At 72.9% G+C, this 19989-nt stretch carries 20 protein-coding genes; 3 read left to right on the top strand and 17 right to left on the bottom strand.

Going from position 1 to position 19989, the window contains the following annotated elements; all coding sequences use genetic code 11:
• Positions 1–11: 11 nt before the first annotated feature.
• From AC0B61_RS10385 to hrcA, 14 genes are all read right to left on the bottom strand, one after another.
• A complete protein-coding gene (locus AC0B61_RS10385; protein ID WP_471740213.1) occupies positions 12–179 on the bottom strand; it encodes a hypothetical protein in 168 nt (55 codons plus the stop codon).
• Positions 180–274: 95 nt separating this feature from the next.
• On the bottom strand, positions 275–628 hold the full coding sequence (locus AC0B61_RS10380) for a cytidine deaminase (RefSeq protein WP_471740212.1): 354 nt from the start codon (positions 626–628) through the stop codon (positions 275–277).
• Between the two features lie 28 nt (positions 629–656).
• Positions 657–1202, bottom strand: coding sequence for a DUF4383 domain-containing protein (locus tag AC0B61_RS10375; RefSeq protein WP_471740211.1), 546 nt, complete (start codon positions 1200–1202; stop codon positions 657–659).
• A gap of 26 nt (positions 1203–1228) precedes the next feature.
• Positions 1229–1465: a hypothetical protein gene (locus AC0B61_RS10370; protein WP_471740210.1), complete on the bottom strand. Its 237-nt coding sequence runs from the start codon at positions 1463–1465 to the stop codon at positions 1229–1231.
• A gap of 33 nt (positions 1466–1498) precedes the next feature.
• On the bottom strand, positions 1499–2824 hold the full coding sequence (locus tag AC0B61_RS10365; RefSeq protein WP_471740209.1) for a hemolysin family protein: 1326 nt from the start codon (positions 2822–2824) through the stop codon (positions 1499–1501).
• Between the two features lie 19 nt (positions 2825–2843).
• Complete coding sequence (gene ybeY, locus AC0B61_RS10360) at positions 2844–3338, bottom strand: rRNA maturation RNase YbeY (protein WP_471740208.1); 495 nt, start codon at positions 3336–3338, stop codon at positions 2844–2846.
• Between the two features lie 14 nt (positions 3339–3352).
• Positions 3353–4486, bottom strand: coding sequence for a PhoH family protein (locus AC0B61_RS10355; RefSeq protein WP_471740207.1), 1134 nt, complete (start codon positions 4484–4486; stop codon positions 3353–3355).
• Positions 4487–4674: 188 nt separating this feature from the next.
• Entirely contained in the window at positions 4675–5598 is a 924-nt protein-coding gene (locus AC0B61_RS10350; RefSeq protein ID WP_471740206.1) for a ribonuclease Z, read from the bottom strand.
• Positions 5599–5604: 6 nt separating this feature from the next.
• Positions 5605–5958: a histidine triad nucleotide-binding protein gene (locus AC0B61_RS10345; protein WP_471740205.1), complete on the bottom strand. Its 354-nt coding sequence runs from the start codon at positions 5956–5958 to the stop codon at positions 5605–5607.
• Between the two features lie 46 nt (positions 5959–6004).
• Positions 6005–6727, bottom strand: coding sequence for an RDD family protein (locus tag AC0B61_RS10340; RefSeq protein ID WP_471740204.1), 723 nt, complete (start codon positions 6725–6727; stop codon positions 6005–6007).
• Between the two features lie 116 nt (positions 6728–6843).
• A complete protein-coding gene (locus AC0B61_RS10335) occupies positions 6844–10116 on the bottom strand; it encodes a S41 family peptidase (RefSeq protein ID WP_471740203.1) in 3273 nt (1090 codons plus the stop codon).
• A gap of 96 nt (positions 10117–10212) precedes the next feature.
• Entirely contained in the window at positions 10213–10962 is a 750-nt protein-coding gene (locus AC0B61_RS10330; protein ID WP_471740202.1) for a 16S rRNA (uracil(1498)-N(3))-methyltransferase, read from the bottom strand.
• 133 nt (positions 10963–11095) lie between these two features.
• Positions 11096–12235: a molecular chaperone DnaJ gene (gene dnaJ / locus AC0B61_RS10325; protein ID WP_471740201.1), complete on the bottom strand. Its 1140-nt coding sequence runs from the start codon at positions 12233–12235 to the stop codon at positions 11096–11098.
• A gap of 78 nt (positions 12236–12313) precedes the next feature.
• Positions 12314–13348 (bottom strand): heat-inducible transcriptional repressor HrcA, encoded by a 1035-nt coding sequence (gene hrcA / locus AC0B61_RS10320; protein ID WP_471740200.1) that lies wholly within the window; start codon positions 13346–13348, stop codon positions 12314–12316.
• A 289-nt stretch (positions 13349–13637) separates the two neighbouring features.
• On the opposite strand from hrcA, the gene htpX reads away from it, so the two are divergent.
• From htpX to AC0B61_RS10305, 3 genes are all read left to right on the top strand, one after another.
• Complete coding sequence (gene htpX, locus AC0B61_RS10315; RefSeq protein WP_471740199.1) at positions 13638–14558, top strand: zinc metalloprotease HtpX; 921 nt, start codon at positions 13638–13640, stop codon at positions 14556–14558.
• 62 nt (positions 14559–14620) lie between these two features.
• The gene (gene pspAB / locus AC0B61_RS10310; protein WP_471740198.1) at positions 14621–15205 is read left to right on the top strand and encodes a PspA-associated protein PspAB; all 585 of its coding nucleotides are present in this window, start codon (positions 14621–14623) and stop codon (positions 15203–15205) included.
• A 31-nt stretch (positions 15206–15236) separates the two neighbouring features.
• A complete protein-coding gene (locus AC0B61_RS10305; RefSeq protein WP_471740197.1) occupies positions 15237–16070 on the top strand; it encodes a DUF3097 domain-containing protein in 834 nt (277 codons plus the stop codon).
• Here the strand turns inward: AC0B61_RS10305 and AC0B61_RS10300 are convergent.
• The 3 genes from AC0B61_RS10300 to AC0B61_RS10290 form a co-directional block, all read right to left on the bottom strand.
• Positions 16061–16618 carry a Uma2 family endonuclease gene (locus AC0B61_RS10300; RefSeq protein WP_471740196.1) on the bottom strand — a complete coding sequence of 186 codons (558 nt, stop codon included), beginning with the start codon at positions 16616–16618 and terminating at the stop codon, positions 16061–16063. The two genes, AC0B61_RS10305 and AC0B61_RS10300, sit on opposite strands and share 10 nt — an antisense overlap.
• 41 nt (positions 16619–16659) lie before the next feature.
• Positions 16660–17889, bottom strand: a complete 1230-nt coding sequence (gene hemW / locus AC0B61_RS10295) for a radical SAM family heme chaperone HemW (protein ID WP_471740195.1) — start codon at positions 17887–17889, stop codon at positions 16660–16662.
• A gap of 87 nt (positions 17890–17976) precedes the next feature.
• The gene (locus AC0B61_RS10290; RefSeq protein WP_471740194.1) at positions 17977–19899 is read right to left on the bottom strand and encodes an AMP-dependent synthetase/ligase; all 1923 of its coding nucleotides are present in this window, start codon (positions 19897–19899) and stop codon (positions 17977–17979) included.
• Positions 19900–19989: the final 90 nt, after the last annotated feature.

The raw sequence follows: 19989 nt of genomic DNA, 5'->3' as shown, positions 1-19989 counted from the left end.
TTCGGGCGCGCTCAGCCCTTTTTTCCGCCCTTACCGCTGCCCGGGACCAGCGACACCACCACCAGGACCAGCAGGAAGCCCAGCGAACCCCACAGCCAGAACGGCGAACCGCTCTCCTGCCACTTGCCGAGCCCCATCACGAACAGCAGCAGCCCGGCGAAGAACGCCACCGCCCCCATGTCCCAGCCCCCTCACCGCGTCCACTCCCCCGGTGAGATTATCCGAGAAGCCATGGAGGACCCGCCAAAGCCCCCTCAGGGGCCCAGGCGACCCCTCAGCGCGCCTCGACGGACGCCCGCGGCGCCCCGTCCGGACCGGCCAGCAGCACGGGCGTCCCGGCCCCGCCCAGGTCCCGCACGGCCGCCAGGTCCGCCTCGGCCGGCTGCTCCGCCTCGCTCACCACGGCCGCCGCCTCCAGCGACGTGGCGCCGCCGGCCACCGCCATCGCCACCGCCGTCTGCAGCGCGCTCAGCCGCAGCGACTCCAGAGCGACCGTCCCGGCCACGTAGGTGCGGCCGGTCTCGTCACGCACCGCGGCCCCCTCGGGGACGCCGTTGCGGGCGCGGACCGAGCGGGCCAGGGTGATGATCTTCTTGTCTTCGGGGTCCAGCTCGACGATGTCACTCATGCCGCCGAGCATAGGCACCCCCCGCGGCTCAGTGGCCGACCGGGTGCGTCCGGCCGCGGTTCGGGTTGATGACCTTGACGAAGGTCTTCGGCCCCGAGGGCAGCGGCTCCTCGCGCTCGGTGCGCTCGCGCCAGAACGGGTTGTCGTGCGGCAGGTGACTGCTCACCCGGCCGTACATGCCGAAGGTGGTCAGGACGACCCCGAAGACGAACGCGAACAGCACGTTCGACATCCGGAAGTTGAGGATGTTGGCGTCCGGGCGCCCGAGCACCGTCAGACCGTAGAAACCGGACAGGACGAACAGCACGCCCGCCACCATGTTGAGGTTGGACGCGAAGTTCCCGCCGATCACCGCCCCGAGCACCAGGACCGCGCCCACCACGATGGACAGGATGCTCAGCGCGCCGTTGGTCGACAGCCCGGCGATCCGGTCACCGTGGGTGGCCAGGAAGCCGGAGTGGTCGGCCAGCCCCAGGCACCCGAACACGATCAGGAAGATCCCTCCGAGCCCCGCCCCGATCCGCCACACCAGGGCGAGCCGGTTGTCGACGGGCAGTTCGTCTTGCAGCTTCATGGCGACCTCCAGAGCCCCACCACGGCCTAGCTGTACGGATGGCTTCCCTGCATGTGCGGCACCTCGTGCATGTAGAGCGAGCCGCACTGCTGGCAGCAGCGCAGCCCGGTGCCCCAGTCCTGCTCGGGCCGCGTCTCGGAGTCCTCGGACATGATGCGGCCGCAGAGCGCCACCGACGGGTCCTCGTCCCGCACCACGTGCCAGGACTTGACTCCGCCAGCCGCCCCCTGCGGGCCGTATTCCGCGCGAAGTTTGTGCGTCATGCCCTCCATGGTCGCTCGGCGACCGCACACCCGCTACTCGCCCGGACCGTCCTCGGGGTCGTCGGCCCCGCGGACCGGGGCGGCGACCATCGAGCCGATCCGGTTGCGGCGGCCGGCCGAGGACTCGGCGGTCAGCAGGATGCCGGTCAGGCCGTCCCCGGCCGGCTCCGGCAGCGGGATCTCGCAGGCCGAGCCGGGGATCGGCACCCGGCCGAGGTGCTTGGCCAGCAGGCCGCCGACGGTCTCGACGTCCTCGTCCTCCAGTCCGATGCCGAACAGCTCGCCCAGGTCCTCCACCAGCAGCCGGGCGGTGATCCGGTACGAGCCGTCGCCGAGGTCCTCGATCGGCGCGATCTCCCGGTCGTACTCGTCGGTGATCTCGCCGACGATCTCCTCCAGGACGTCCTCGATGGTGACCAGGCCGGCCGTGCCGCCGTACTCGTCGATCACGATCGCGACGTGCGAGCGGCGCTGCTGCATCTCGCGCAGCAGGTCGCCGGCCGGCTTGGAGTCCGGGACGAACACGGCCGGGCGCATCACCGCGCCGACCTCCTCGGCCTCCGCCTCCCGGTTGATGTGGGTGCGGCGCACCAGGTCCTTGAGGTAGACGATGCCGACCACGTCGTCCTCGCTGTCGCCGACCACCGGGATCCGCGAGAAGCCCGAGCGCAGCGCCAGGGTGAGCGCCTGCCGGACGGTCTTGTGCCGCTCGATCATCACCAGGTCGGTGCGCGGCACCATCACCTCGCGCACGATGGTGTCGCCCAGCTCGAAGACCGAGTGCACCATCCGGCGCTCCTCGTCCTCGATCAGGTCGTCCTTCTCGGCGAGGTCCACCAGGGCCCGCAGCTCCGCCTCGGAGGCGAACGGCCCCTCCCGGTAGCCCTTGCCCGGGGTCAGCGCGTTGCCGAGCAGGATCAGCAGCCGCGGGATCGGTCCGAGCACCGCGGCCAGCGGCAGCAGCACGAAGGAGGCCGCGGTCGCGGTGGTCAGCGGGTGCTGGCGCCCGATCGTGCGCGGCGAGACCCCCACCGCGACGAAGGACACCAGCACCATCACGCCGAACGCCAGCAGGACGGCCTGCCAGGTCGGGGTCAGGTTGCGCACGCACACCACGGTGACCAGGACGGCCGCCGCCATCTCGCTGGCGACCCGGATCAGGGTCGCCAGGTTGAGGTAGCGGATCGGGTCGGCGGCGAGCGTCAGCAGCCGCGCCGAGCCGCGCCGCCCGACCCGCACGGCCTCCTCCGCCCGGAACCGGGAGACCCGGGAGATGCCCGCTTCGGCGCACGCGGCCAGCCAGCCGAGGACGACGAGCAGCACGGCACCGAGGATGAAGCTCGTACTCTCACCACTCACAGGGGTTCGGGCTCCGTGCTCAGTGGGTGGTGGGGGCCGGGGAGATGCCGCCGAGGCCCCGGCCCGCCCGCCAGTCGTCCAGGATGCGCTTCTGGAGGGCGAACATCTCCTCCTCCTCCTCGGGCTCCTCGTGGTCGTAGCCGAGGACGTGCAGCACACCGTGCACGGTGAGCAGCTGCAGCTCCTCGTCCATCGAGTGCTTCGAGGGGGCGGCCTTGCCCTGCTGCTCGGCGACCTCGGGGCAGAGCACGATGTCGCCGAGCAGGCCCTGCGGCAGCTCGTCGCCCTCCTTGCCGGGACGCAGCTCGTCCATCGGGAAGGACATCACGTCCGTCGGCCCGGGCAGGTCCATCCACTGGATGTGCAGCTCCTCCATCGCCGCTCCGTCCACCAGGATCACGGACAGTTCGGACTGCGGGTGGATCCGCATCTTGTCCAGGGCGAAGCGGGCGACGTCGAGGATGGCTTCCTCATCGGCGTCCCAACCGGACTCGTTGGCGATGTCGATCGACATGACGGGCTGTGTGCTCAGCTTTCGGTGCGATGGGACTGTCGGGGTGCGCGGGGCGCCGTCGCCTTGCCCGGGCGCCGCTGGGCGGCCTTTCGGGCGGTCGTGGGGGCCTCGTCGGCCTCCTGCTGGGCGTCCCAGCGCTCGTAGGCGTCCACGATCCGGCCGACCAGCTTGTGGCGGACCACGTCGGTGCTGGTGAGGACGGAGAAGTGGATGTCGGGCACGTCGGCCAGGATCTCCTGGACGACCTTGAGACCGCTGCGGGTGCCGCCCGGGAGGTCGATCTGGCTGGTGTCGCCGGTGACCACCACCCGGGAGTTGAACCCGAGGCGGGTGAGGAACATCTTCATCTGCTCGGGCGAGGTGTTCTGGGCCTCGTCCAGGATGATGAAGGCGTCGTTGAGGGTGCGGCCGCGCATGTACGCGAGCGGGGCGACCTCGATGGTGCCGGCCGCCATCAGGCGCGGGATGGAGTCCGGGTCCATCATGTCGTGCAGCGCGTCGTAGAGAGGGCGCAGGTACGGGTCGATCTTCTCGTAGAGGGTGCCGGGCAGGAAGCCCAGCCGCTCCCCCGCCTCGACCGCCGGGCGGGTCAGGATGATCCGGTTGACCTCCTTGGCCTGCAGGGCCTGGACGGCCTTGGCCATCGCCAGGTAGGTCTTGCCGGTACCGGCCGGGCCGAGGCCGAAGACGATCGTGTGCCGGTCGATCGCCTCGACGTAGCGCTGCTGGTTGAGGGTCTTGGGGCGGATCGTCCGGCCCCGGTTGGACAGGATGTTCGCGGTGAACACCTGGGACGGCGCCGGGCTGTCCGGGTCCTCCGCCTGGCTTCGGAGCATGGCGATGGAGCGCTCCACGGAGTCCTCCGTCAGGGGCTGGCCGGTGCGCAGCACCAGCATCATCTCGCTGAAGAGCTTCTGCACGAGGGCGACCTCGGCGCGGGCCCCGGTAGCGGTCACCTCGTTGCCGCGGACGTGGATGTCGGCGGCGGGGAAGCCCTGCTCGATCACCCGCAGCAGCGAATCCGCGGTGCCGAGCAGGGTGACCATCGGGTGCTTCTCGGGGATGACGATCCTGGCGCTGACGCGGCCGTCATCGGCCGGTTCGGAGCGCGACTGTCCGTTCGTACGGGTCTGCGATGTGTCACTCATAGGTCGGCGCTGGGGCCTGCCTCATCCCATCCGTGGTGTCGTGTGCCGCGCGGTCTCCGGGGCACCAGGGTACGCCGCGAGCGTGATCGCTGCGGCGGGCGGCGGGGCCGCACCCGTCGATGCTGCGGCAGTTCGGGGCACGGCGCGAGCCCTTTTTCCGTCCGCCGCCGTTCGCCGCTGCCCGCCGGTCACGGCTGACGGCGGGCGGGCACGGGCACCCGGGTCAGGTCGGCGGCCAGCACCAGCTCCCCGTCGAAGTGCTTGCGGGCGTCGGCCAGGTGCTGGCCCAGGTCCGGGTAGCGCTGGGAGAAGTGGGTCAGCACCAGGGTGCGCACCCCGGCCTCGGCGGCGGCCTTGGCGGCCTGCCCGGCGGTGAGGTGGCCGTGCTCCTCGGCGAGGCGCGCGTCGGCGTCGGAGAAGGTGGCCTCGACCACCAGCAGGTCGGCGCCCTCGGCGAGGGCGTACACGCCGTCGCAGAGCCGGGTGTCCATCACGAAAGCGAACCGCTGGCCGGGCCGGGGCTCGCTGACCTCCTCCAGGGTGACCCGGCGGCCGTCCGCCTCGATCGCGCCCTCGTGCTGCAGCCGGCCCACCGCCGGGCCGGACACGCCGAGCGCGGCGAGCCGTTCGGGCACCAGGCGCCGGCCGTCCGGCTCCGACAGCCGGTAGCCGAAGGACTCCACGGGGTGGTCCAGGCGCACGGCGTCCAGCGCGAAGCGGGCACCGGGCGCGGGCAGCGGGCCCGGCTCGTCGATCGGCCGGGGCCGCAGCACGGCGGTCTCGTGGTAGGCGGTGGCGTGCCGCAGCCGCTCGAAGTAGACGTCGCCGGAGGCCGGGAAGTAGACGTCCACCGGGTGCGGGACGCGGTCCAGGTTGATCCGCTGGATCACCCCGGCGAGGCCCAGGCAGTGGTCGCCGTGGAAGTGCGTGACCGCGATCCGGGTGATCTGGGTGGCCGTGACCCCGGCCTGCAGCATCTGGCGCTGGGTGCCCTCGCCCGGGTCGAACAGCAGGCCCTCGCCGTCCCAGCGCAGCAGGTAGCCGTTGTGGTTGCGGTGCCGGGTGGGCACCTGGCTGGCGGTGCCGAGGACGACGAGTTCGCGCTGGGACACCTGGGATCAGACCATGCTCTCGGTCAGGTGGGTGCCGCCGAGCACGTGGACGTGCGCGTGGAAGACGGTCTGCCCGGCGCCCGCACCGGTGTTGAAGATCAGCCGGTAGTCCGCGATGCCCTCGTCCTCGGCCACCCGGCCCGCCTCGGCGAGCAGTTCGCCGGCGATCTCCGGCTCGGCGGCGGCCAGCGCGGCGGCGTTCGGGTAGTGGACGTGCGGGATGACCAGGACGTGCACGGGGGCCTTGGGGGCGATGTCGCGGAACGCGAGGGTGCGGTCGGTCTTGCGCACCACCGTCGCCGGGATCTCGCCCGCCACGATCTTGCAGAACAGGCAGTCGGACTGCGGCTCGCCGGCCATCGGCTTCTCCTCGGGATCGGTGTCGGTGGGGCCGTACGGGCGCAGCCTAGCCGAGCGCGGCCACGGCCCGGCGGTAGTCCCGCAGGTGCTTCCAGCGCACCGCGCGCATGCCGACGATGTCGCCGTCGTCGGTGTCGAAGTCCTCGGTGAGGAACGAGATCGCGAGGATGACGAAGCCGAGCAGCCAGCGCCTGGTGAGCCGCCAGGTGTTCGGGCGCATCACGCCCTTGCGGCGCACCACCCGCATCGCCAGGATCCCCTTGCCGACGCTGAAGCCGACGAGGCGGGCGAGCACCACCTGGTTGAGGAAGGACGCGAGGAGGCCGACACCGACCAGCACCACCAAGTACGGCACCACCGAGCCGCCGGCGGCGTGCGCCGCGTGGCCGGCCGCGTGCGACACCGGCTTCGGACGGTCCGCGGCGTTGGAGGCGGCGAAGCCGAGGCCGACGGCGAGGAAGCAGTCGAGCACGATCGCCAGGAAGCGCCGCCCGCCGCCCGCCTCCTTGGGGCACGGCGGCAGCGCCGCGGCGGGCCGCGGCTGCGGCTGCGGCTGCGCGTACTGCTGCTGGTCGAACTGCGGCTGCCCGTACGGTTCCTGGCCGTACGGCTGCGGCGCGGGTGCGTACCCCTGCGGCGGGTACGGCTGCGGCGGGTAGGGCTGCGCCGGGTAGGGCTGCGGCTGCTGCTGGTAGGGCGGGTACGGCTGCGCCTGCGGTTGTGCGTAAGGGTTCTGGCCGTACTGCGGCGGCGGATAGCCCTGTGCCATGTGCTCCCCCGTGAGCTGTCGATCAAGTTCGCGATCAAGAACAGCCCCGCATCCTACTCACCCGCCGGAGCGGGAAGTCGGGCCGCCCGACTTCCCGCTCCGGCCCGGGGTGCCCGCTACTGCCAGGGCAGCGGCGGCGCCGTGCGGGCCGGGGTCTCGGCGAGCGCGGCCAGCGCGATCCGGACGCCCTCGGCCAGCTGCGGGTCCTCGCCGGCCGCCCACTGGTGGGGGGCGATCGGCACCTCGACGTCCGGGTCGACGCCGTGGTTCTCCACGCCCCAGCCGTAGTTCTCCAGCCAGAACGCGTACTTGGGCTGGGTGACCAGGGTGCCGTCGACCAGCCGGTAGCGGCTGTCGATGCCGATCACCCCGCCCCAGGTGCGGGTGCCGACCACCGGGCCGATGCCCAGCGCCTGGATGGCGGCGTTGACGATGTCGCCGTCCGACCCGGAGTCCTGGTCGGCGAGCGCGACGACCGGCCCGCGCGGGGCGTCGCCCGGGTACGGGACGGGGTGGTCGGTGTCCCGGCTGACGTTCCAGCCGACGATCCGGCGGGCGAGCTTCTCGATCACCAGCTGCGAGGTGTGGCCGCCCCGGTTCTCCCGGATGTCGACGATCACGCCCTCCTTGGCCATCTCGGAGCGCAGGTCGCGGTGGATCTGGGCCCAGCCGGTGGTCTGCATGTCGGGGACGTGCAGGTAGCCGAGCCGCCCGCCGGACAGCTCGCGCACCGCGGCCCGCCGCCCGGCCACCCAGTCGTGGTAGCGCAGCGCCTCCTCGTCGGCGAGCGGGACGACCACCGGGTGGCGCTGGTCGGTGCCGTCCTTGCCGGCCACGGTCAGCTCGACGGGCTGTCCGGCGGTGCCGGCCAGCAGCGGGGCCGGGCCGGTGACCGGGTCCACCGGACGGCCGTTGACGGCCAGGACCGCGTCGCCCGGGCGGATCGCCGCGCCGGGCGCGGCCAGCGGCGAGCGGGCCCGCGGGTCGGAGGACTCGCCGGGCAGGATCCGGGCGATCCGCCACTGCCCGCCGTCCTTCACGAGGTCGGCGCCGAGCAGGCCCTGGCGCCGGGCGGGCTCGGTGTGCGGACCGTACGGGACGACGTAGGCGTGCGAGGTGCCCAGTTCGCCGTGCACCTCCCAGAGCAGGTCGATCAGGTCGTCGTGCGAGCCGACCCGGTCCACCAGCGGCCGGTAGCGCGCCAGGACGCCGGCCCAGTCGACGCCGGCGAGGTCGGGGCGCCAGAAGTTGTCGCGCATCAGCCGGCCGGTCTCGTCGAACATCTGCCGCCACTCGGCGGCCGGGTCGACGGTGACCCGCAGCCGGGTGAGGTCGACGGTGGTCTCGTCGTCCTCGCCGGCCGCCTTGTGGTCGGCCGGGACGATCCGCAGCTCGCCCTCGTCCAGCACGGCCACCCGGGCGCCGTCCCCGCTGACCGCGAAGCCGTCGACGTCGTGCACCAGCTGCTCGACCCGGCGCTTCTTCAGGTCGAACCGCTCCAGCCCCGGCCGGGGCCGCTCGTCCTCCAACGAGGCCGCCTCGTCGCCGAGTTCGCCGATCAGCGGGGCCCTGGTCCACAGCACGCCGTCTCGGGCGGCCCGCAGGGAGCCGAACAGCCCGCCCTCGACCGGGAACGGGACGATCCGGTCGGCGATGCCGTCCAGGTCCACCCTGGTCACCGGCGCGGCCTCGGCACCGCCCTCCTCACCGTCCGCCTTCTTGGCCCGCGGCTCGTCCTCCTCCCCGCCGAGCGGACGCCCGGCCCGCTGCGGCCCGAACGGGGACGGCGTGTCGGCGGCCAGCGTGATCAGGTACGGGCGGCAGCCGTTGGGGAAGGACAGGTCGAAGACGTGTGAGTCGTAGACCGGGTCGAAGTTGCGCACCGACAGGAAGGCCAGGTAGCGGCCGTCCGCGGTGAAGGCCGGCGAGGTGTCGATGAAGCGCTGCTGGGTGGCCTCGCTCACCGTCCGGGTCGCCAGGTTGGCCAGCACGATCTGGCGCAGCGAGTACGGCCCCAGCCCCGGCACCGGGCGCGACCAGGCCAGCCAGGCCGAGTCCGGGCTGAAGGCGAGCCCGCTGACCTGGCCGTCGGTGCTGCGGTCCAGCTCGTGGACGGTGCCGTCGGCGAGCGTCACCAGCAGCACCCGGCCGTCGTGCGCGCCGAGCACGGCCTGCTTGCCGTCGGGGGAGACGGCCAGCGCGTCGACCCGGCCGAGCTGTCCGGCGGCCAGCCGGCGGCGCTCGGCGCCGTGCACGGCGGGGGCGAACTCCAGGGCGTCCTCGCCCTCCGCGTCGGAGACCCAGAGCACGCCCTGCCCTCCGTCCTCGCCCGGCACCACCCGGGCCAGGCGCCCGCGCACGCCCGGCGTCTCGTCCAGCACCCGGGCCGGGCCCTCGCGGTGGGTCAGCCAGTGCACGCTGCCGCGCACCACGACGGCGCCGGCCCGGCCGGTGCGGTCGGGGGCGACGGACTCCAGCCAGTGCGCGGCGTGCACCGGGCGGGGGCGGCGGCCGCTGCGCGGCCCGGCCAGCCGGACGTCCAGGCGGCGCGGCTCGACGCCCTCGGCCAGGCTCTCCAGCAGCCACAGGTCGCCGGCCCGGTGGAACACCACCCGGGTGCCGTCGGTGGTGGCGTCCCGGGCGTAGAAGCCGTCCGGGCCGGTGGTGTGGCGGCGCAGGTCGGAGCCGTCCGGGAGGCTGGACCACAGCTCGCCGACGCCCTCGTGGTCGGACAGGAAGGCGATCCTGCCGCCGCCCGGCCCGTCCTCGGGCGAGAGCCGCCCGGCCACCCACAGCGGCGAGGACAGCTGGCCGTCCAGCCCCTCGTGGATCCGGGCGAACTCCTCCCGGCCGATCCACAGCTTGCCCGCCCGGCCGCCGCGGTAGCGCTTCCACCAGGCCGGCTCGCGGATCGCAGCGCTGGCCAGCAGCACCCGGTCGCCGCCCGGCTCGACGGCGATCCCGCCGACCGGCCCGTACGGCAGCCGCACCGGCTCGCCGCCGTCCAGCGGTACGGCGTGCGCCCAGGTGCGGAGCGTGGTGGCCTGGCCGGCGGCGGTGGTGGCGATCGGCCGGCCGTCGGCCGTCCAGCCCTGCATCCGGGTCTGGCCGCTGCCCCAGTGGGTGAGCCGGCGGGCCGGGCCGCCGTCCGCCGGCACCACGTGCACCTCGGGCGCGCCGTCCCGGGTGGAGGTGAAGGCGATGTGCCGCCCGTCCGGGGAGAACCGGGGGTCGCGGACGGGCTGGTGATCGGCCGTCAGCCGCCAGGCCCGGCCGCCCTCCAGCGGGGCGAGCCAGATGTCGTTCTCGGCGACGAAGGTGACCAGGTCGCCGTGCAGGTGCGGGTGGCGCAGGTAAGCGCCGGCGGGGGTGCTCAGGGAGTCCGTCACGCGGCCAGCGTAAGCACGTACGCGCACGAGCCGCCCGCCTTTCGGCAGACTCGGGGCGCCCTGGCGGGCCCGCCGTACCCTGCCGCACGCCGGGGCCTACGACCAGCGGCCGGTGCGCCCCAGCAGCAGCGCGCCGGCGGCCACCCCGGCGGTGGAGGTGCGCAGCACCGAGGGGCCCAGCCGGTACGGCTTCGCGCCCGCCCCGGCGAAGGCGGCCAGCTCCTCCGGGGAGACCCCGCCCTCCGGGCCGACCACCAGCACGAGGTCGCCGCCCAGCGGCAGCGCGGCGTGCGCCAGCGGCTCGGCGCCCTCCTCGTGCAGCACGGCGGCGAAGGCGGCCGCCGCCAGGACGGGGACCAGCTGCTTCGTGGTCACCGCCTCGCGCACCTCGGGGAAGCGCAGCCGGCGGGACTGCTTGCCGGCCTCCCGGGCGGTGGCCCGCCACTTGGCGAGCGCCTTGACGCCGCGCTCGCCCTTCCACTGGGTGATGCAGCGCGAGGCCGCCCACGGGATCACCACGTCGACACCGACCTCGGTCATGGTCTCCACGGCCAGCTCGCCGCGGTCGCCCTTGGGCAGCGCCTGGACGACGACGATCCGCGGCGCCGGCTCGGGCTCCCGGCGCACGGCGGTGACCGCGACGTCGATCGCGTCCTTGCCGAGCACCCCGGCGACCGTCCCGTCCACGCCGAGGCCCAGCCCGTCGGCGAGGGTCAGCGCCTCGCCGGGCTGCAGCCGCTTCACCGCGGCCGCGTGCCGCCCCTCCGGGCCGTCCAGGCGCACCAGGGCCCCGGGCGCGGCGGCGGCGATCCGCTCGGTCTCGACGACGAAAACGGGCGCGGTCATGCGGGGGCCTTTCCGGGGTGGGGCCTACGGTCCGAGGGGTCTGCGGGGTCTGCCGGGTCTGAGGGGTGTGCGGGCCGTGGGGACGCGAAAGGGGTGCCGGGGGATCGAGCCCCCGGCACCCCCGCGCGGACGGCTACCGGCCGTTGAAGGCGTCCTTCAGCCGGGAGAACAGGCCCTGCTGCCCCGGCGCGAACTGGCCGGACGGCCGCTCCTCGCCGCGCAGCACCGCGAGGCGGCGCAGCAGGTCCTCCTGCTCGGCGTCGAGCTTGCTGGGCGTCTTCACCTCGACGTGCACTATCAGGTCGCCCCGGCCGCCCCCGCGCAGGTGGGTGATGCCGCGGCCGTGCAGCGGGATCGACTGGCCGGACTGGGTGCCGGGCCGGATGTCGATCTCCTCCAGGCCGTCCAGGGTCTGCAGCGGCACCTGGGTGCCGAGCGAGGCCGCCGTCATCGGGATGGTGACGGTGCAGTGCAGATCGTCCCCGCGCCGCTGGAAGATGGTGTGGCTGGTCTCGGCGATCTCGACGTACAGGTCGCCGGCCGGGCCGCCGCCGGGGCCGACCTCGCCCTCGCCGGCCAGCTGGATCCGGGTGCCGTTGTCGACACCGGCCGGGATCTTGACGGTCAGGGTGCGTCGGGCGCGGACCCGGCCGTCGCCGGCGCACTCGGGGCACGGCGTCGGCACGACGGTGCCGAAGCCCTGGCACTGCGGGCAGGGCCGGGAGGTCATGACCTGGCCCAGGAAGGACCGGGTGACCTGGGAGACCTCGCCCTTGCCGCGGCACATGTCGCAGGTCTGCGCGGAGGTGCCGGGGGCCGCGCCCTCGCCGCTGCACGTGGTGCAGGTGACGGCGGTGTCGACCTGGAGCTCCTTGGTGGTGCCGAAGGCGGCCTCCTCCAGGGTGATCTCCAGCCGGATCATGGCGTCCTGGCCGCGGCGGGTGCGCGAGCGCGGGCCGCGCTGGCCGGCCGCGGCGCCGAAGAAGGCGTCCATGATGTCGGAGAAGCCGAAGCCCGCCGCGCCGGCGCCGAAGCCGCCCGCGCCACCGCCGCCCGGCGACAGCGGGTCACCGCCGAGGTCGTAGACCTGGCGCTTCTGCGGATCGGAGAGCACCTCGTAGGCGGCGTTGATCTCCTTGAACCGCTCCTGCGTCTTCGGGTCCGGGTTGACGTCCGGGTGCAGTTCGCGTGCCAGGCGCCGGAACGCCTTCTTGATCTCGTCCTGCCCCGCATCCCGTCGGACGCCGAGTACCGCGTAGTAGTCCGTGGCCACCAAATGCTCCGCTTGTTCCGCCTGTAGTAGTGCTGCGACTGGTCACCGCGCGTCACCTATCTGACGAGCGGCCGTTTGCTACGACTCGGCCAGGATCTGGCCCACGTACCGCGCCACCGCCCGCACCGCCCCCATTGTGCCCGGGTAGTCCATCCGGGTCGGACCGATCACGCCCAGTTTGGCCACGCTCTCCTCGCCCGAACCGTAGCCGACCGACACGACCGAGGTGGAATTCAGCCCCTCGTAGGCGTTCTCCCGCCCGATCCGGACCGTCATCGCGGCGTCCCCGGTCTCACCCAGGAGGCGGAGCAGGATGACCTGCTCCTCCAGGGCCTCCAGCACCGGCTGGATGGTGAGCGGGAAGTCGTGGCCGAAGCGGGTCAGGTTGGCCGTGCCGGCCAGCATGATCCGCTCCTCGTTCTGCTCCGCGAGCGTCTCGAACAGCGTCGCCAGGACCGTGGTCACGGTCGGCCGGTCGGCCTGTTCGAACATCGCCGGAAGCTCCTCCAGCAGGCCCGGCACCTCCGGGAGGCGCCGGCCGGTGGCTCTGCTGTTGATCACGGTCCGCAGGTCCGCCAGGACCGTTTCGCCGACCGTGCCCGGGCAGTCGACCATCCGCTGCTCGACCCGGCCGGTGTTGGTGATCAGCACCAGCATCACCTTGGCCGGGGCCAGGGCCACCAGCTCGATGTGCCGGACGGTGGAACGCGACAGCGAGGGGTACTGCACCACCGCGACCTGCCGGGTCAGCTGGGCGAGCAGCCGCACGGTGCGGGCGACCACGTCGTCCAGGTCGACCGCGCCGTCCAGGAAGTGCCGGATCGCCCGGCGCTCGGGGGCGCTCATCGGCTTGACCTCGGCGAGCCGGTCGACGAAGAGGCGGTACCCCTTGTCGGTCGGGATGCGCCCGGCACTGGTGTGCGGCTGGTGGATGTAGCCCTCCTCCTCCAGCGCCGCCATGTCGTTGCGGACGGTCGCCGGCGAGACACCGAGGTTGTGCCGCTCCACCAGGGCCTTGGAGCCGACCGGCTCCTCGGTGCCCACGTAGTCCTGCACGATCGCGCGGAGCACGGCGAGCTTGCGGTCGTCCAGCTGGCGGACCTCACCGGCCATGGGGCACGCACCTCCGTCTTCGCACGTTGTCGTCTGTGTCCCTCTGAGCTGCCTCGGGGCTCCGGGAGGCCCCACCCCTGGCACTCTGAACGCGCGAGTGCCAGAACCGTACCTGCCAGTGTAAGGCCCGGGTCCTACGGCAGGAACGGCCCGACCGGCGTGATCCTTCCCGCAGTTCCGGGAACGGCCCGCGGCATGCCGACCGTTCACGGTTCCCGGCGCGGGGGTGGTGCCCCGCGGCCGTCCGGGTGGCAGCATCGAAAGCGACGGCGAATTGGAGGACCAAACGATGTCGAGCTCGGGCCAGCACACCCGCTTCGCGCCCGACCGCGGCCTGACCGGCCGCATGGTCGCGACGATGTTCGTGATCGGGCTGTTGTACGTCGGTTTCACCGGCCTGCTGATCGCGCTGCTGCGCGGCGCCTGGCCACTGATCGTCCTGATCTCCGGCGGGCTGTTCGTGGCCCAGTTCTGGTTCAGCGACAAGATCACCGAACGGGCGATGGGCGCCCGCCCGGTCTCCCCGGAGGAGTTCCCCCAACTGCACGGCACGATCGACCGGCTCTGCGCGCTGGCCGACATGCCCAAACCGCGCGTGGCGGTCGCCACCAACGACATGCCGAACGCCTTCGCCACCGGCCGCAACCCGCAGAACGCGGTCGTCTGCGTCACCACCGGCCTGCTGCGCCGGCTGGAGCCGGAGGAACTGGAGGGCGTCCTCGCCCACGAGCTGTCCCACGTCGCCCACCGCGACGTCGCCGTGATGACGATCGCCGGCTTCCTCGGCGTCCTCGCCGGCGCGATGACCCGGATCGCCATGTACGGCGGGTTCATGGGCGGCAGCCGCAACAGCAACGACCAGAACGCGGCCATCGCGGCCCTGGTCATCCCGCTGGTCTCGGTGGTCGTCTACGCGATCAGCTTCCTGCTCACCCGGCTGCTCTCCCGCTACCGCGAACTCGCCGCCGACCGCGCCGCCGCCCAGCTCACCGGACGGCCCAGCGCACTCGCCTCCGCGCTCACCAAGGTGACCGGGCAGATCGCGGCCATCCCCACCGAGGACCTGCGCAGGTCCCAGCCCTACAACGCGTTCTACTTCGCCCCCGCGCTGAACGCCCGGGAGACCGCCTCCCAGCTGTTCTCCACCCACCCGACGCTGGAGAAGCGACTGGCCGAACTGGCGAAGATCTCCGAGCAACTCGGCCGCTGATCCCGCCCGCATCCGCTCACCCGTCCCGCCCGTCCCGCCCGTTCCCATCCGAGAGGACTGCCGTGGGTTTCCTGGACACCCTGTTCGGCCGCACCAAGCCGGTCAAACCCGACCTCGACCAGCTGTTCGGCGTGCCGTCCGCCGCACTGACCCTGGAGGCCGGGGCCGGGTTCCTGCCCACCGGGCTCGGCTCGGTCTGCTTCGCGGCCGTCGAGGGCGCGGCGTTCGTCCAGGTGGAGCAGCAGGTCCGGGCCCTGCTGGACGCCGACACCGAGCGCGGCGGCGTCCCGGTGGAGGCCTCCAAGGACGGCTACGGCTACTCCTGGCTGCTCGCCCGGCACACGCCCGAGGAACTGCCGGAGCTGGTCAACGACCTGCACGCGGTCAACAGCGAGCTGGAGGCGAACGGCTTCGGCCCGCAGCTGCTCTGCTCGCTGGTGGGCTTCCGCGATCCGCAGGGCCGGTCCCTGGCCCTGGTGTACCTCTACAAGCGCGGCACCTTCTACCCCTTCGCCCCGGTGCCCGGCGGCGGCGAGAAGCGCGACAGCCCGCTGGAACTGCAGGTCAACGCGATGCTGGGCAACGACCTGCGGCTGGAGAAGGACCTCAGCCGCTGGTTCCCGGTCTGGGGCGCGCCGGGCCTCTGACGGCCCGTCCGCCGTCCCTATGATCACCCGTATGCGCAGCCACCGCTACGGACCCGACCTCACCCCGCCCTGGAAGAAGCAGCAGCCCGCCCCGGAGGTGCCAGCCGAGCCGGAGCTGGTGGTCGAGGAAGCGGCCACCGGCTTCTGCGGGGCGGTGGTGCGCTGCGAAAAGACGGCCGAGGGCTTCACCGTCACCCTGGAGGACCGTTTCGGCAAGCACCGGGTGTTCCCGATGGTCCCGCGCGGCTTCCTGCTGGAGGGCCGGGTCGTCACCCTGGTCCGCCCGACCGGCCCGGCCCCCGTCCGGACGCCGGGGCGTACGGCCTCCGGCTCGATCGCCGTCCCCGGCGCCCGCGCCCGGGTCGCCCGCGAGTCGCGGATCTACGTCGAGGGCCGGCACGACGCCGAACTGGTCGAGCGGGTCTGGGGCGACGACCTGCGCATCGAGGGCGTCGTCGTCGAGTACCTGCGGGGCATCGACGACCTGCCCGCGATCGCCGCCGACTTCGCCCCCGGGCCCGGCCGCCGCCTCGGCGTCCTGGTCGACCACCTGCTGCCGGGCACCAAGGAGCACCGCATCGCCGCCCGGGTCACCGGCGAGTCCGTCCTGGTCGTGGGCCACCCCTACATCGACATCTGGCAGGCCGTGAAGCCCTCGTCGGTCGGCATCCCCGGCTGGCCCGCCGTTCCGAGGGGGGAGGACTGGAAGGAGGGCACCTGCCGCCGCCTCGGGTGGCCGGTGGACACCCCGGCGGCCTGGAAGCACATCGTGTCGAAGGTCGACAGCTACAAGGACCTGGAGCCCGAACTCCTGGGCAGGGTCGAGGAATTGATCGACTTCGTGACACTGCCGGATCAGGCGTAGGTCTGGAACTCCGAGGTGTCGAGCGTGATGCCGAGCAACTCGACCTGAATCGGGTCACCGAATTTGGTGGTCCGCTCGGACCAGTAGACCGGTGTACCCGAAGGCGTGTCTGTGGTCAGATCCGTGAGGAGCACGCACACGCCCTTGAGCGGATCGACGATGAGGTACGCCGGAATCCCACCCTGGGCGTACATCTCGCGCTTGGTCCGGTAGTCCCGATGCACGCTGGTCCTGGAAACCACCTCGACCACGACGGTCACTGCGGAGGCGGCCAGCAACCGGCCCGCCTCCGGGACTACGCCGCGCTCGAAGATGACCAGGTCCGGTTGGGGTTCACTCGCCTCGCCGGAGATGATCAGATCCTGGGTCTGAAGCGCCCGCCACTGGTCGTACGGGGTCTGGTGCTGGATCGCCGAGACGATGAGGTTGTGGACCATGTCAGGCCCGGCCATCATCACGATTTCCCCCCTGATGAGTTCGGCCTTGACGCCTTCCGGCACCTCCAGGTTCTCGAAGATCCCGGTCATCCGGTCATCGATGGCGGTCATCGCACGCTCCCTCTGACGGCTGACACCCACGTTAACGAATGTCAGTCCACCAGGTCACGCACGATCGCGTCCGCGAGCAGCCTGCCCTGGAGGGTGAGGGCGGCGCGGCCGGCCTCGTACGGCTCCGGGGCGAGGAGGCCGTCGGCGAGGGCCTGGTCGGCGGCCTTGCGGCCGGTGTCGGTGAGCAGGTCCAGCGGGATGCCCTCGGCCAGGCGCAGTTCCAGCAGGATCCGTTCGACGCGGCGGTCCTCGCCGCTCAGGACCTCGCGGCCCAGGCCCGGGGTGCGGCCCTCGGCGAGGGCCTGGGCGTAGGCGGCGGGGTGCTTGGCGTTCCACCAGCGGACGCCGCCGACGTGGCTGTGGGCGCCGGGGCCGGCGCCCCACCAGTCGGCGCCGGTCCAGTACAGCTCGTTGTGGCGGCAGCGGCCCTCGGGGGTGGTGGCCCAGTTGGAGACCTCGTACCAGGCGTAGCCGGCGGCGCTGAGGGCCTCCTCGGCGATGAGGTAGCGGTCGGCGTGCACGTCGTCGTCGATCATCGGCAGTTCGCCGCGCTTGACCCGGGCGGCGAGCCGGGTGCCGTCCTCGACGATCAGGGAGTACGCGGAGACGTGGTCGGGCCCGGCGCCGATGGCGGCGTCCAGGGAGGCCCGCCAGTCGTCGTCGGACTCGCCGGGGGTGCCGTAGATCAGGTCGAGGTTGACATGCTCGAAGCCGGCCGCGCGGGCCTCGGCGACGCAGGCCTCGGGGCGGCCGGGGGTGTGGTGGCGGTCGAGCAGCTGCAGGACGTGCGGGCGGGCGCTCTGCATGCCGAAGGAGATCCGGTTGTAGCCGCCCTCGCGCAGTTCGGCCAGGTACGCCGGGTCGACGGACTCCGGGTTGGCCTCGGTGGTGACCTCGGCGCCGTCGGCGAGCCCGAACTCCTCGCGGATCGCGGCGAGCATCTTCACCAGGTCGCGGGCGGGCAGCAGGGTGGGGGTGCCGCCGCCGAGGAAGACGGTCCGTACCGGCAGGTCGGCGTCCCCGAGCACCTTCCGGGCCAGCCGGACCTCGGCGACCACGTTGTCCGCGTAGGTCTCCTGGGAGGCGACCGCGCCGGAGGAGCGCAGCTCGGTGGCGGTGTAGGTGTTGAAGTCGCAGTAGCCGCAGCGGCTGGCGCAGTACGGCACGTGCAGGTAGAAGCCGAACGGCCGGCGGCCGAGCCCGTCGAGGGCGGACGCGGGCAGGGAACCGTCGGACGGCACCGGTTCACCGGCGGGGAGTGCGGAGGGCATGACCCCATTGTCCCGTACGGTCCGCGAAGCCTGCGCGGACCGTACGGTCAGGGGCGGTAGGGAGCGGTCAGGGGCGGTCGCGGGCGGTCAGGCCTCGTTGGCGCCCGCGTACATCGCGCTGACGGCGTCCGCGTAGGTCCGCTCGACCACCGGGCGCTTGATCTTCAGGCTCGGGGTGAGCTCGCCGTGCTCGATGTCCAGGTCGCGCGGCAGCAGGTGGAACTTCTTGATCGTCTGCCAGCGCTGCAGCCCCGCGTTGAGCCGCTTCACGAAGCCCTCGACCAGCTCGTGGACGGCCGGCTCGACGGCCAGCTCCGCGTAGGACTTGCCGGCCAGGCCGTGCTCGGCCGCCCACGGCAGGAGGACGGCCTCGTCCAGGCCGATCAGCGCCGTGCAGTAGTTGCGGCCGTTGCCGATCACCAGGATGTTGCTGACGAACGGGCAGACCGCCTTGAACTTGCCCTCGACCTCGCTGGGCGCCACGTACTTGCCGCCGGAGGTCTTGAACAGGTCCTTCTTGCGGTCGGTGATCCGCAGGAAGCCGTCCGCGCTGAGCTCGCCGATGTCCTCGGTGTGGAACCAGCCGTCCGGCTCCAGCACCTCGGCGGTCTTCTCCGGCAGGTTGTGGTAGCCGCGCATGACGCCCGGGCCGCGCAGCAGGATCTCGCCGTCCTCGGCGATCCGGACCTCGGTGCCGGGCAGCGGGCGCCCCACCGTGCCGATCCGCACGTCCTCCTCACGGTTGACGCAGGAGCCGGCACTGGTCTCGCTCAGGCCGTAGCCCTCCAGGATCGGCACGCCGGCGCCGAGGAAGAAGTAGCCGATCTCGGGGGCCAGCGCGGCACTGCCGGAGACCGCCCCGCGCAGCCGGCCGCCGAAGGCCGCCCGGATCTTCGCGTACACCAGCCGGTCGGCCAGCGCGTGCTGCACCCGCAGGCCCAGCGGGGCGCTGCCGGCGCCGGTGGCGGTACGGCTCTCCTGGACGGCCCGGGCGTGCTCGCGGGCGACCTTTGCGGCCCACAGGAAGATCTTGTACTTGGCGCCGCCCTCGGCCCGGGCCTTGCCTGCGATGCCGTTGTAGACCTTCTCGAAGATGCGCGGCGCCGAGGCCATGATGGTCGGCCGGATCACCGGCAGGTTGTGGATGATCCGGTCCACCCGGCCGTCCACCGCCATCACGTGGCCGGTGGCGATCTGCCCCGAGATCAGCGTCTTGCCGAACACGTGCGACAGCGGCAGCCACATGAACTGCACGTCGTCGGAGCGCAGCAGCCCGCTGGCCTCCTGCGCCCGGCCCTCGTACGCCCAGCAGTCGTGCACCAGGCGCACGCCCTTGGGGCGGCCGGTGGTGCCGGAGGTGTAGATCAGGGTGGCCAGCTGCTCCCGGCCGAGCCCGTCGACGGCCTTCTCCACCGCGTCGGGGTGCCGCTCCAGGTACTCGGCGCCGCGCTGCTCCAGCTCGGCGAGGGTGAGCAGGTCCAGGCCGGCCGTCTCGGGAGTCCCGTCGGGGGCGTCGAAGAGGATGACGGTGCGCAGCTCGGGCAGCTGCTCGATCTGCTCGGCGGCCTTGGCCAGCTGGGCCGCGTTCTCGGCGAACAGCGCCCGGGAGCCGGAGTCGGACAGGATGAAGGCCGTCTCGTCCGTGTTGGTGCTCGGGTAGACGGTCGTGGTCGCGGCACCCGCGCACATCGCGCCGAGGTCGGCGATGATCCACTCGATCCGGGTGGAGGAGGCCAGGGCGACCCGGTCCTCCGGCCGGATGCCGAGCGCCATCAGGCCGGCGGCCACCGCCTTGACCCGGGCCGCGGTCTGCGCCCAGGTCAGCGAGCGCCACTGCTCGGCGCCGGGCGCGCCGTCCGCGGCCTGCTCGTCGACCGGGGCCGGGTGGCGGTAGGCCTCGGCGTTCGGGGTCGCGGCGACCCGCTCCAGGAACAGGTGGGCGACGGAGGCGGGACGACCGGCGACGAGGTCGGGCCTGCCGGAGTCGATCAGGGACTGCGCGGAACTCAACGAGACCTCCGGGGGCGGGTGGCCGTCTGAGGGATTGTCGCGGCGCCCGTGGGGGCGGTCGCCGAGCCCCGGTCAACCTGAGCGGTACCG

The organism is Kitasatospora sp. NPDC023385, from assembly GCF_055664045.1.
This window is presented reverse-complemented; position numbering and strand designations above follow the sequence as displayed.

Excerpts from the sequence above, each read along its gene's own strand:
- AC0B61_RS10385 (WP_471740213.1), bottom strand. The coding sequence starts at position 179 with ATGGGGGCGGTGGCGTTCTTCGCCGGGCTGCTGCTGTTCGTGATGGGG.
- AC0B61_RS10380 (WP_471740212.1), bottom strand. The coding sequence starts at position 628 with ATGAGTGACATCGTCGAGCTGGACCCCGAAGACAAGAAGATCATCACC.
- AC0B61_RS10375 (WP_471740211.1), bottom strand. The coding sequence starts at position 1,202 with ATGAAGCTGCAAGACGAACTGCCCGTCGACAACCGGCTCGCCCTGGTG.
- AC0B61_RS10370 (WP_471740210.1), bottom strand. The coding sequence starts at position 1,465 with ATGACGCACAAACTTCGCGCGGAATACGGCCCGCAGGGGGCGGCTGGC.
- ybeY (WP_471740208.1), bottom strand. The coding sequence starts at position 3,338 with ATGTCGATCGACATCGCCAACGAGTCCGGTTGGGACGCCGATGAGGAA.
- AC0B61_RS10355 (WP_471740207.1), bottom strand. The coding sequence starts at position 4,486 with ATGAGTGACACATCGCAGACCCGTACGAACGGACAGTCGCGCTCCGAA.
- AC0B61_RS10345 (WP_471740205.1), bottom strand. The coding sequence starts at position 5,958 with ATGGCCGGCGAGCCGCAGTCCGACTGCCTGTTCTGCAAGATCGTGGCG.
- AC0B61_RS10340 (WP_471740204.1), bottom strand. The coding sequence starts at position 6,727 with ATGGCACAGGGCTATCCGCCGCCGCAGTACGGCCAGAACCCTTACGCA.
- AC0B61_RS10330 (WP_471740202.1), bottom strand. The coding sequence starts at position 10,962 with ATGACCGCGCCCGTTTTCGTCGTCGAGACCGAGCGGATCGCCGCCGCC.
- hrcA (WP_471740200.1), bottom strand. The coding sequence starts at position 13,348 with ATGGCCGGTGAGGTCCGCCAGCTGGACGACCGCAAGCTCGCCGTGCTC.
- htpX (WP_471740199.1), top strand. The coding sequence starts at position 13,638 with ATGTCGAGCTCGGGCCAGCACACCCGCTTCGCGCCCGACCGCGGCCTG.
- AC0B61_RS10305 (WP_471740197.1), top strand. The coding sequence starts at position 15,237 with ATGCGCAGCCACCGCTACGGACCCGACCTCACCCCGCCCTGGAAGAAG.
- AC0B61_RS10300 (WP_471740196.1), bottom strand. The coding sequence starts at position 16,618 with ATGACCGCCATCGATGACCGGATGACCGGGATCTTCGAGAACCTGGAG.
- hemW (WP_471740195.1), bottom strand. The coding sequence starts at position 17,889 with ATGCCCTCCGCACTCCCCGCCGGTGAACCGGTGCCGTCCGACGGTTCC.